This is a genomic window from Pseudomonas sp. RC10-4-2 (assembly GCF_050433085.1).
In the GTDB taxonomy this organism is placed as follows: Bacteria; Pseudomonadota; Gammaproteobacteria; order Pseudomonadales; family Pseudomonadaceae; genus Pseudomonas; species Pseudomonas aeruginosa.
Genome location: NZ_JBNPXX010000002.1, coordinates 1,602,772 through 1,613,308 on the forward strand (window position 1 = coordinate 1,602,772; position 10,537 = coordinate 1,613,308).

Annotated in this window: 14 protein-coding genes; 9 read left to right on the top strand and 5 right to left on the bottom strand. The window is 68.2% G+C overall.

Annotated elements, in window-relative coordinates; translation table 11 throughout:
• Positions 1-59 precede the first annotated feature (59 nt).
• From FHW81_RS15540 to FHW81_RS15550, 3 genes are read left to right on the top strand one after another with little or no spacing between them, the layout of a single operon-like run.
• Positions 60-944, top strand: coding sequence for a CheW domain-containing protein (locus FHW81_RS15540; protein WP_023097830.1), 885 nt, complete (start codon positions 60-62; stop codon positions 942-944).
• A 45-nt stretch (positions 945-989) separates the two neighbouring features.
• Complete coding sequence (locus FHW81_RS15545) at positions 990-1,469, top strand: chemotaxis protein CheW (protein WP_003083098.1); 480 nt, start codon at positions 990-992, stop codon at positions 1,467-1,469.
• Positions 1,470-1,499: 30 nt separating this feature from the next.
• Entirely contained in the window at positions 1,500-1,907 is a 408-nt protein-coding gene (locus FHW81_RS15550) for a DUF2802 domain-containing protein (RefSeq protein ID WP_017001822.1), read from the top strand.
• A gap of 33 nt (positions 1,908-1,940) precedes the next feature.
• Here the strand turns inward: FHW81_RS15550 and FHW81_RS15555 are convergent, their stop codons facing one another.
• Positions 1,941-2,627: a glutathione S-transferase family protein gene (locus tag FHW81_RS15555; RefSeq protein ID WP_003083103.1), complete on the bottom strand. Its 687-nt coding sequence runs from the start codon at positions 2,625-2,627 to the stop codon at positions 1,941-1,943.
• 108 nt (positions 2,628-2,735) lie between these two features.
• Between FHW81_RS15555 and FHW81_RS15560 the strand changes: the two genes are divergently transcribed.
• From FHW81_RS15560 to FHW81_RS15575, 4 genes are all read left to right on the top strand, one after another.
• Entirely contained in the window at positions 2,736-3,707 is a 972-nt protein-coding gene (locus FHW81_RS15560; protein WP_003083105.1) for a helix-turn-helix transcriptional regulator, read from the top strand.
• A 90-nt stretch (positions 3,708-3,797) separates the two neighbouring features.
• The gene (locus FHW81_RS15565) at positions 3,798-4,214 is read left to right on the top strand and encodes a hypothetical protein (RefSeq protein WP_003083108.1); all 417 of its coding nucleotides are present in this window, start codon (positions 3,798-3,800) and stop codon (positions 4,212-4,214) included.
• A 57-nt stretch (positions 4,215-4,271) separates the two neighbouring features.
• Positions 4,272-4,994 (top strand): polyphenol oxidase family protein, encoded by a 723-nt coding sequence (locus FHW81_RS15570; protein ID WP_003083110.1) that lies wholly within the window; start codon positions 4,272-4,274, stop codon positions 4,992-4,994.
• Between the two features lie 133 nt (positions 4,995-5,127).
• A complete protein-coding gene (locus tag FHW81_RS15575; protein ID WP_003083112.1) occupies positions 5,128-5,865 on the top strand; it encodes an SDR family oxidoreductase in 738 nt (245 codons plus the stop codon).
• Positions 5,866-5,930: 65 nt separating this feature from the next.
• On the opposite strand, the gene FHW81_RS15580 is transcribed toward FHW81_RS15575, so the two are convergent.
• From FHW81_RS15580 to FHW81_RS15595, 4 genes are all read right to left on the bottom strand, one after another.
• Positions 5,931-6,284, bottom strand: coding sequence for a hypothetical protein (locus FHW81_RS15580; RefSeq protein WP_003083115.1), 354 nt, complete (start codon positions 6,282-6,284; stop codon positions 5,931-5,933).
• A 107-nt stretch (positions 6,285-6,391) separates the two neighbouring features.
• A complete protein-coding gene (locus FHW81_RS15585) occupies positions 6,392-6,946 on the bottom strand; it encodes a GNAT family N-acetyltransferase (protein WP_003083119.1) in 555 nt (184 codons plus the stop codon).
• Positions 6,947-7,046: 100 nt separating this feature from the next.
• A complete protein-coding gene (locus FHW81_RS15590) occupies positions 7,047-7,382 on the bottom strand; it encodes an EscU/YscU/HrcU family type III secretion system export apparatus switch protein (RefSeq protein ID WP_003083121.1) in 336 nt (111 codons plus the stop codon).
• A complete protein-coding gene (locus FHW81_RS15595) occupies positions 7,379-8,857 on the bottom strand; it encodes a flagellar hook-length control protein FliK (protein WP_079388101.1) in 1,479 nt (492 codons plus the stop codon). The genes FHW81_RS15590 and FHW81_RS15595 overlap by 4 nt, the downstream gene beginning before the upstream one ends.
• 285 nt (positions 8,858-9,142) lie before the next feature.
• Between FHW81_RS15595 and ccmA the strand changes: the two genes are divergently transcribed.
• Positions 9,143-9,844: a cytochrome c biogenesis heme-transporting ATPase CcmA gene (gene ccmA / locus FHW81_RS15600; RefSeq protein ID WP_023119650.1), complete on the top strand. Its 702-nt coding sequence runs from the start codon at positions 9,143-9,145 to the stop codon at positions 9,842-9,844.
• Entirely contained in the window at positions 9,841-10,512 is a 672-nt protein-coding gene (gene ccmB, locus FHW81_RS15605; RefSeq protein ID WP_003083130.1) for a heme exporter protein CcmB, read from the top strand. The genes ccmA and ccmB overlap by 4 nt, the downstream gene beginning before the upstream one ends.
• Positions 10,513-10,537: the final 25 nt, after the last annotated feature.

Below are 10,537 nucleotides of genomic sequence, written 5' to 3' on the forward strand. Positions count from 1 at the left end.
TCAAGCCGCACCGGAGTGCGGCCGATAACCGTTGTAGACCCCTGTCGCGGAATACCCACATGAGCGCCGCCACCGCCACCCGTTCGCAACTGGCCTTGCAGTCCTACCTGGATGCGTTGCTCCAGGAGGCCACTTTCGAGGACCTGGAACCTCCCGTCGAGACGCCGCCAGCGCCTGCGCCCGCGCCGTTGAAGCCTGTCGCGCTGGCGGTCGCCGAAGTGGCGACACCGGCCCCGGCGCTGGAAACGCTGCCGGTCGACCACGGGTTCGACGAGTTCGAGGCCGCGGTGCTCGAGGAGCAGGTCCGCGATGCGCGCCTGGTTCCGCCGGCGGCCCTGCTCGACGAACCGACGACGTTGCGCGAGCTGCCGGTCGAGCCACGGCCCCACGAGGTCATCGAACTGCGCGTGCCGAGCGCCCCGGCGAGCGCCAGCGAGCCGGCGCTGCTCGACCTGCCGCTGCTCGACGACGGTCGTCCGGCCTGGGCGGCGGAGCCCTTCGAGTGCCTGCTGTTCGACGTCGCCGGGCTGACCCTGGCGGTGCCGCTGGTGTGCCTCGGCTCGATCTATCCGCTGGAGAACCAGGAACTGACCCCGTTGTTCGGCCAGCCCGACTGGTTCCTCGGCATCCTGCCGTCGCAGGCGGGCAACCTGAAGGTGCTGGACACCGCACGCTGGGTGATGCCCGAACGCTACCGCGACGACTATCGCGACGGCCTCAAGTACGTGATCTCGGTCCAGGGCTACGAGTGGGGGCTGGCGGTGCACCAGGTGAGCCGCTCGATCCGCCTCGACCCGGCCGAGGTGAAATGGCGCAGCCAGCGTAGCCAGCGGCCCTGGCTGGCCGGCACGGTCATCGAACACATGTGTGCGCTGCTGGATGTGGCGGCGCTCGCCGAACTGATCGCCAGCGGCGCCGTCAAGCGCCTGCACGGCGACCATTGATAGACAGCTTCCGCCGCTTGCGGCGGTTTTCGAGAGGTTAGGGGAATGAGCAAAGCCACCGCGCAAAGCGCCGAAGATCCGATCCTGCAGTGGGTCACCTTCCGCCTGGACAACGAGAGCTACGGCATCAACGTGATGCAGGTCCAGGAGGTGCTGCGCTACACCGAGATCGCCCCGGTGCCGGGCGCGCCGAGCTACGTGCTGGGCATCATCAACCTGCGCGGCAACGTGGTCACGGTGATCGACACCCGGCAGCGCTTCGGCCTGGACCCTGCGCCGGTCAGCGACAACACGCGGATCGTCATCATCGAGGCGGACAAGCAGGTGGTCGGCATCCTGGTCGACAGCGTCGCCGAGGTGGTCTACCTGAAGCAGTCGGAAATCGAGACCGCGCCGAACGTCGGTAACGAAGAGTCGGCCAAGTTCATCCAGGGTGTCTGCAACAAGAACGGCGAGCTGCTGATCCTGGTCGAGCTGGACAAGATGATGACCGAGGAAGAATGGTCGGAGCTGGGCAGCATCTGATGCGTTCGACCGACACGAGGGCCTGCTGAGATGGAGGTCGTCGCGCTGGCACTGGCGGTCGCCGCCTGCCTCGGACTGGCGGCGGCGTGCCTGTGGCTGCGCCGTGAATTGCGCCGCCTGCAAGCTGCGCTAGCGCAGCAGGCGGAGGAGGGCGCGGCGCGCGAGCGCCGGCTCAAGGAACTGAGCAAGCGCATCGAGTCCTACCAGCAGGTCAACGTGCGCATGGGCGAGGCCTTGCAGGACCTGGGCAAGCAACTCGCGCCGCTTCCCGACCGGGTCGCGCGCCTGGAGCAGCGCGATCCGACCACGCTGTCGTTCAGCCAGGCCGCACGCCTGGTCGGGCTCGGCGCCAGCGCCGAAGACCTGACCCAGGCCTGCGGTCTGTCGCAGGCCGAGGCCGAGCTGGTGGCGCGCCTGCACGAAGCCAAAGGCAAGTGACGGTCGCCGGCCCGGCGCTGGCGCTGGCGCTTTTCAGGCGAGCAGGCGGCTCGCCACTTCTGCCAGTGTCACCTCTCCCCTGAACTCCCCGCAGCTCTGCGCCGGCAGGCGATCCTCGATGGCATGGGCGAAGCGCACCGCCGGGTCCTGCTCCAGCTTCTCCAGGTGTCGATGCAGGCGCGGAAAGTCGTGTTGCAGGTCGAAGTAGCCCAGCTCCCGTCCCCAGCGAGCGGTACCCGCGAGGTAGGCGTCGGCCACGCTCGGCCCTTCGCCGGCCAGCCACTTGCGGTCGCCGAGCAGCTTGTCGATCCGGCCATAGGCTCGCGCCGCGCGCGTCAGCGCCCTTGCCGTCGTGGTTGCGTCGGCGTCCTCCAGATAGAACAGGGCTCCCCAGGCCGAATGGCATTCGGTATGCAGGAGGGCGAGGGCGAAGTTCAGTTCGTCGAACTCGGCGCTGCCCTGCGGATAACCGAGCTTCCTGCACAGGTCGCGCGCCGCCAGGTGCTGGAGAATGGCCAGGCTTTCGCTGAGCGCGCGGCCGTCCTCCAGGAGCAGGGTGGGCGTCTGGCGAGCCGGGTTCAGGCGCACGTAGGTGCGCTCGCCGGTCTCCAGCGGCATCTCGATCCGACACAGGCGATAGGGGCGGCCGAGCCACTCGAGGGCCACGATCGAGCCGAAGGAACAGCCGTGGGGTACGCCATAAAACAGTACAGGTTCCATTTTCCATCTCCGTTCAGGTAACGCACGTTGCGCATCGCAACCGGGCTGAACGCAGGGTAGAGGGGATATAGGCTATATTCGGTCCTGTTTTTTCCGGCGGATCGAAAAATGTCCAAGCCCACGGTGCGCGTGCTCGCCCTGCTCGAACTGCTGCAGAGCCACGGCCAGCTCAGCGGTAGCGAGCTGGCCAGGCGCCTGGAGGTGGATGGACGGACGCTGCGTCGCTATATCGTCGCCCTCGAGGAGCTGGGCATTCCCATCTCGGCGGAGCGCGGACGCCATGGCGGTTACCGCCTGGTGGCCGGTTTCAAGCTCCCGCCGCTGATGTTCAGCGCGGAGGAAACCCTGGCCGTGTCCCTCGGCCTGCTGGCGGTGCGCAGTCTCGGCCTGGGCGAAAGCGAGCTGGCCCTGGAAAGTGCGCAGGCCAAGCTGAGCAGGGTGATGCCCGTTGCGCTGCGGCGGCGCCTCGTGGCGCTCCGCGAGACCGCCAGCCTGGACCTGGCCCGCGCCCGGGCGGGAACCAGTGTGGCGGCGCTGGCGACCCTCGCCGAAGCCGCCCAGGTCCGTGCGCGGGTCGAGTTCCGCTATCGCGACCCGCAGGGCGCCGAAACCCTCCGCCAACTCGATCCCTACGGCCTGGCCTATCGCAACGGCTGCTGGTACGTCAGCGGTTTCTGCCACCTGCGCCAGGCGTTGCGCTCGTTCCGTCTCGATCGCCTGGACGCGCCGCGCATGCTGGCGGAGCGCTTCGAGCGACCGGCGGATTTCGATACCCTCCGCCACCTGCGGGAGAGCTTCGCCCGGATGCCGCGCGCCTACCCGGTGGAAATCCTGATGCGGGCGGCGAGGGAGCAGGTGGTCGCGGTGCTCGGCGAGCCCCTCGGTCTGCTCGCCGAGGTCGATGGCGGTACGCTGTTGCGCGCCAGCACCGACGACCTGGACTGGTTCGCCCGGCGCCTGTGCGGCCTGCCGTTCGACTTCGAGGTCAGGCAGCCGCTGGAGTTGCGCGAGCCGTTGAGGCGCCAGGCCGAGCGTGTCCTGCGTAACCTGGGCCAGGAGGAAGCTTCGGATCACAGGTAGGCATTTAGAGGAAAAGTCCTATTAATTGCGCGGCTGTCGCTTTCTAGAATCGGTCCTGGTCAACCCGCACGTTTCCAGGAGGCCACAAGGATGCCTGCAATACCCCTGCGCGCCATGGTGCTGTGCGCCAACCCCGGCCGTCTGCTCAGGTACGGAGCGCTGTTCAACCGCTGCGGCTACTTCCACCTGAGCCTGTGCCTGGACCGACGGGAGCTGCGGCGCTCCCTGGACCAGGGTTACCCGTACGACTATTGCCTCTACGACGGATTCCGCCTGGACCAGGGCTGCAAGGGCACGCTGGCGATGCTGGGACGCAGCGGCAGCATCCGGCGCTTCCTGCTGGTGGGCGAACTCGATTGCCGCGAGAAGCGCCTGTTGTTCGAGTGGAGCAGAGGCCATGGCCTGAGCATCGGCGCGGTGTCCGACCGGCCTTTGGGCCAGGTCGCCCTGGCTGCGTTGATCAAGCGTGATCGCGGCTGCCCCGACCTCCTGCGCGGCATCGCCTGAGGCGGCTTCCGGGAAGATGAGGTAAGGTCGTTTTCCAACCTTCTATGGCGAGACAGCATGACCGTCCAGGCCGACATCCTCAAGGCGATCGAAGGCATCGAGCATGGCTTCCAGCAAGCCGGCCAGGCACTCTCCGAGCGGATATTCCATTGCCGGCAGGTGCATGGCGCCGAGATCGTCGACGCGCGCTCGTTGTCGGAATCGGGACGGCATGCCGCCGACGGTGTTTTCAGCGAAGGGCCGCTGGCGGTCGCGGTGGTCACCGCGGACTGCCTGCCGATTCTCATGAGCAGTCGCGACGGTCGGGTGGTGGCCGCCCTGCATGGCGGCTGGCAGGGGCTCGTCGCCGGTATCGTCGGCGCGGCGGTGGCGCGCTTCAATGCGCGCGGCGTCGCCAGCGCGGACATCCGGGTCGCTATCGGTCCCGGGATCAAAGCCTGCTGCTACGAGGTGAGTGCCGGGTTCATCGAGGCGTTGCAGGTCGGCCACGGCCGCCTCTGGGAGGGCGCGGTGCCGCCCTGGAGCCAGCGTCGTCCGCTCCCCGAGCGGCCACCCCGGTTCGCTCCGCCCGAGCCAAGGCAGGCGGAGCAGGGCGCCTGGCTGGACCTGGTGGCCTTCTGTCGCCAGTTGTTCCAGGCCGCCGGCGTCGGGCCGGCGCAGATCGAAGCCAGCGCCGTCTGCACCTACTGTTCCGGCGATGCGTTCGCCAGTCATCGCCGACGCCAGCGCCTGGGCGAGGAGAAGCGTCAGCAGTACGCCTGGATCGCGCGCAAGCCGTGACCGCGTATCGGTATTGTCCGGAAATCCTGGATAGTCATGACGGTTGTCTGCTGTTTATCCGCCAATACCCGGCTTCTAGACTTTCCCTGTCGATGCGTGGCTGTCGCCACGCTCATTCCAGGAGAGTCCCAGCATGCCTGACATCACCCAAGCCGCCATCGTCACCGGCGCCTCCCGCGGCATCGGTCGCGCCATTGCCCGGCGGTTGGCCGCCGACGGTTTCGCGGTCGCGGTCAACTATGCCGGCAACCAGACCATGGCCGACGAGGTCGTGGCCGAAATCGTCGCCGCCGGCGGCACGGCCATCGCCGTACAGGGCGACGTGGCCAGCCCGGAGGACATGGACAAGCTGTTCGAAGCCACCAGGGGCGCCTTCGGCCGCATCGACGTGGTGGTCAACAGCGCCGGCACGATGCCCTACCTGAAGATCGCCGACGGCGACCTGGAGGGCTTCGACCGGGTGATCCGCACCAACCTGCGCGGCGCCTTCATCGTGCTCGGCCTGGCTGCCCGGCATGTCGAGCGCGGCGGACGGATCATCGCCCTGTCCACCAGCGTGATCGCCCGGGCGCTGCCCAGCTACGGTCCGTACATCGCGTCCAAGTCCGGGGTCGAGGGGCTGGTGCACGTGCTGGCCAACGAGTTGCGCGGCCAGGACATCAGGGTCAACGCGGTGGCGCCCGGCCCGGTGGCCACCGAGCTGTTCTTCAACGGCAAGAGCGCCGAACAGATCGACCAGATCGCCAGGCTGGCGCCGCTGGAGCGTCTCGGCGAGCCGGACGAGATCGCCGCGGCGGTGTCTTTCCTCGCCGGGCCGGACGGGGCCTGGGTCAATTCCCAGGTGCTGCGGGTCAACGGCGGTTTCGCCTGAGCCGTGTGGGCGGGGCACGAAAAAGCCGGCGCGAAGGCCGGCTTTTTCGTGGTCGCCACTGGCGGTCAGCGGTCGTTCTTGGTCGAGGAGCCGATGGCGTTGCTCAAGCCCTTGCTGTTGTGATCGCCGGGGGTGGTGGCGGAGATCGCGCTGGCCTGCGACAGCCCGCGGCTGTCGCGGGAGCTGGCGATGCCGGAGGTGGCTGAACCATGGCCTTTGCTGGAGTGGCCGCCGAGGTTGCCGCCATGGCTGCCGCCCTTGCCGCCGCCATGACCGCCGCCATGACCGCCACCGTTGCCGCCGCCATTTCCGCCCTTGGCATAGGCGGAGCCGACAGGAGAAAGCTCGCCAGGCAGTAGGGTGCTGCCCGCGAACAGCAGGCCGAGAGCAGCTACGGCGAACAGGGTATGTTTTTTCATTTGAGGGATGCCTCCGCAGGCATGTGGTGTGCCGTCTAAAGACCGTTGCGCGAACGACAGGTTCTGTGGAAAGCGACGGATGGCGGGCCCTGCCGGTGGTTCCTCCTTCAGCGGTTGCGCCAGTGCTCGGCGAGCAATCCGTAGAGCGCCGAGTCGGAGACTTCTCCGGAAACGATCCAGCGTTGTGCGAGCAGGCCCTCCTGGCGGAAGCCCAGGCGCTCCAGGCTGGCGGCCGAAGGCCGGTTGCGCGGATCGATCTCCGCCTCCAGGCGGTTCAGGTCGATTTCATCGAAAGCGAACGCCAGCAGCCTGCGCAGCGCCTCGCCCATGTAACCCCGGCCCTGGGCTGCACGTGCCAGGCAGTAGCCGAGTTCGGCGCGGCGCGAGCCTTTCTCGAAATGGAAGAGGATACAACTGCCGAGCAATTGGCCGTCTTCTCGACGCTCGATGGCCAGGTTCAGGTATTCGCCGTCGACGAGCGCCTGGCTGTCCCGCAGGATCGCCTCGCGGGCCTGCGCAGGGGTCGTCCACGGCGGTGTGTTCCAGTAACGCATGACTTCCGGGTCGGACATCATGGCGAACAGCGGCGCGGCGTCTTCCTCTCGGAAAGTGCGTAGCCGCAGGCGCGGGGTGTCCAACGGGTGGGGAAAGACGAAGTTCATCGGGCGCTCCTTTGCCGAGGTCGGAGGCTGCGCAGCTTAGCGCGCAGCGGCGAGGTCCTGGAGCTGATGTGCGTGCGGATGTTTCGCCGTGCGGGCTGGCTCAGTCGCCGGGACCGCCGAGTAGCAGCATCTGGTTGCCATCCGCGGCGTCCGGCGCGAATCCCTCGGGACACTTGCCTTTCAGGTGCCAGGCGAAGGCGATGATCTCGGCGATGGTGCGATACAGCGCTTCCGGAATGGCATCGCCGAGTTCCAGGCGGGCGAGCAGGCGGACCAGCTCGGCGTTCTCGTAGATCGGTACCTCGTAGTCGCGGGCGATGGCCAGGATCGCCTCGGCCAGTTCGGCGTCGCCCTTGGCGGAAAGGGTCGGCGCGGCCTGGCCGTCGTAGCTCAGGGCGATGGCCTGGCGCGGGGCGGGTGACTGCTTTCTGTTCATGCGGTTTCGTCTACCCAGCGTTGTTCGATGGTCGCTCGCGGGCCCTGGGGCGGGCGGCCGCGTTGGCAGGTGATCTCGCCAACGGTCAGGCCGGCGTCGCGCAGGCGTTGGCGCAGGTGGCCGAGTTCATGCTCGACCAGCCGCGCGGTCGCGTCGCGCTCGGCCCAAAGCTGGCTGGACAGGCTGCCGCGTAGCAGGGTCGCCTGGGCGTGCAGCGGTCCCAGCGGCTCCAGGTCGAAGGCCAGTTCGACGCGCCAGAGGCTTTCGCGGGCCTCTTCGCCGGTCTTGCGCTGTTCTTCCTGGAACTTCACCTGCAACGATACCACCGAGTGCTGATGGCGCATGGGCACCTCCATCTGCCAGGTCGCCAGTTGGGTGCCATCCGGCAGGGTGCTGGTCTGCGCCAGGCTTGACAACTGATGGGTCTGCAGGCGGGAGATCGCCGCGGCGGCAAGGCGCAGCAGCGACTCCAGTTCCATGTCCTCGTCGAACAGTTGGAGAACCTTGCTCGGCAGGGGAAAGTTCAGTGCCTGGGTCTTGTTGGCGCTCTGTCCCAGGTTGCCCAGGGCGTTGCGGACAAAGGCCGGCAGCGCCTGGGCCAGGTTCGCCGTGTTGCCGGCGAACATGCCCGGCGCCTGGGCGCCGGTCGGCGGCAGCGGCGACAGCTGGGCGAACAGGCGCAACAGGTTGGCCTTCAGGTCCTGGCCGAGATGATCGGTGGCGCCCTGCATCAGGCGCGCCTCGAGGAACAGGCCGCTCTGCTGCAGGGCCTGGCCGAGCAGCTTGGAATCGCCCATCTTCTGCGCCTCCGGCAGGCCGGCGAAGAGGCGCTCCACGGCCTGGCGCAGGCTGTCCGGCAGGTCGTTGCGGCCGTTCAGCCCCTGCAGGGCGGCGAACAGGCCTTCCAGGGAAGCCTGGCGGGCGCTCTGCCCGGCCAGTTGCTGGCCCAGCGCAAGCTGGTCGAGGCGTCCGCTGAGCGGCAGGAAGTTGATCTGCTGGCTGTTTTTCACCAGCGCCGTGAGCAGGCTGCCGACCGGCAGCGCCTGGGGCGAGTCGAGGCTCAGCTTGCTGCCGGCGAGCGGCGTGTTGAGCAGGTTCAGCAGGACCCGGTAGACCACCTGCTGGGCCTTGTCCGCCGGCAGCGCGGTGCTGGACAGGACCTTGCCCTGGAGCAGGGTGCCGGGCGGCAGTTGCTCCAGGTCGAGGCTGCTCAGCGGGCCAGCGCCGGCCATGCTGTCGAGCAGGATTGCAACCACGCTGGTGTTGCTGGTGGCGCTGACGTTGAGCAGGTTGCCCGGCACCAGCGGCCGATTGCTCTGCACTTCCACCAGGCTCTGCCCGCTGTTCGCCAGGGTCAGCTTGAGCAGGACCTGGAAATTGTTCGCCAGGCCTTCCTTGACCGCCAGCACCTCGGCCTTGCCCGACTCGCCTTCGCCCAGCAGGCCGGCCAGGGTCTGCACCAGCTTCAGGGTCATCTCGGCGTCGGCCTGGGCGTTGCCCTGCGATTGCGCCGGCGGCAGCGGGCGTGGGGCGGAGACCGGGGGTAGTGGCGGGGAAGCGCCTATCTCGGCTGGCATGGGTAACAACCTGTCTTAAACGACCCTGCGGAGGCTGGGGAAGGGCGTGTATAATGCCGCGCCTGTCAAACAGGCTGGCCGCGTCGTCACCAGTATAGCGGCCGTGTTTATCCCGACTTTAGGGTCTGTTCCGTGAAGGCCTCCGGCGCCGCGACGAGGAGAGACGCTTGGCGATGTTGTTCGATGTCCGATCCTGCTGAAGTCCCCACAGCCAGCCCCTTGCTGGAAACCGTCGGGCTCGCCTGCGAGCGCGACTGGCGCATGCTGTTCGAGCGCCTCGACCTGCGCCTGGCCGCCGGCGAGATGTTGCAGGTGGTGGGTCCCAACGGCAGCGGCAAGACCAGCCTGCTGCGCCTGCTGTCCGGACTGATGCAGCCGACCGCCGGGGAAGTCCGCCTGAACGGCCGGCCGCTCGCCGAACAGCGCGGCGAACTGGCCCGCAGCCTGCTGTGGATCGGCCACGCCGCGGGAATCAAGGGCCTGCTCAGCGCCGAGGAGAACCTCACCTGGCTCTGCGCGCTGCACCAGCCGGCCAGCCGCGAGGCGATCTGGCAGGCCCTGGCCGACGTCGGCCTGCGTGGCTTCGAGGACCTTCCCTGCCACACCCTTTCCGCCGGCCAGCAACGCCGCGTGGCGCTGGCCCGCCTGTACCTGGACGCACCGCCCTTGTGGATCCTCGATGAACCCTTCACCGCCCTCGACAAACAGGGGGTGGCGCAACTGGAAACGCACCTGGCCGGGCATTGCCAGCGCGGCGGGATGGTGGTGCTGACCACCCACCACAGCCTGCAGCAGATGCCCGCCGGCTACCGCGAGCTGGACCTCGGTGCGCTCAAGGCGGCCAGCGGCGCGACGGTCGAGCCGGCGCTGGGCGACCCGGCATGAGCAACGTCTTCAGCCTGCTCCTGGCGCGCGAGGCGCGCCTGCTGTTCCGCCGACCGGCGGAGCTGGCCAATCCGCTGGTGTTCTTCGCCATCGTCATCGCCCTGTTCCCCCTGGCGGTCGGGCCGGAGAGCCAATTGCTACAAACCTTGTCGCCCGGCCTGGTCTGGGTGGCGGCGCTATTGGCCGTGCTGCTCTCGCTGGAAGGGCTGTTCCGCAGCGATTTCGAGGACGGTTCTCTGGAGCAGTGGGTCCTTTCGCCGCACCCCCTGGCTCTTCTGGTGCTGGCCAAGGTGCTGGCACACTGGCTGTTTTCCGGGCTGGCCCTGGTCCTGATGTCGCCGCTGTTCGCGCTGATGCTGGGCCTGCCGGCCCGTTGCATACCGGTGCTGCTGCTTTCCCTGTTGCTCGGTACGCCGGTGCTGAGCCTGCTCGGCGCCGTCGGCGCGGCCTTGACCGTGGGCCTCAAGCGCGGCGGCCTGTTGCTGGCGCTGCTGATCCTGCCGCTGTACATCCCGGTGCTGATTCTCGGTAGCGGGGCGCTGCAGGCTTCGCTGCAGGGACTGCCCAGCAGCGGACATTTATTGTGGCTGGCGAGCCTGACGGCGCTAGCATTGACACTCACGCCATTCGCCATCGCTGCCGGCCTGAAGATCAGCGTAGGCGAGTGAGTCCGCCCGCCGAAGGCATCGGCGG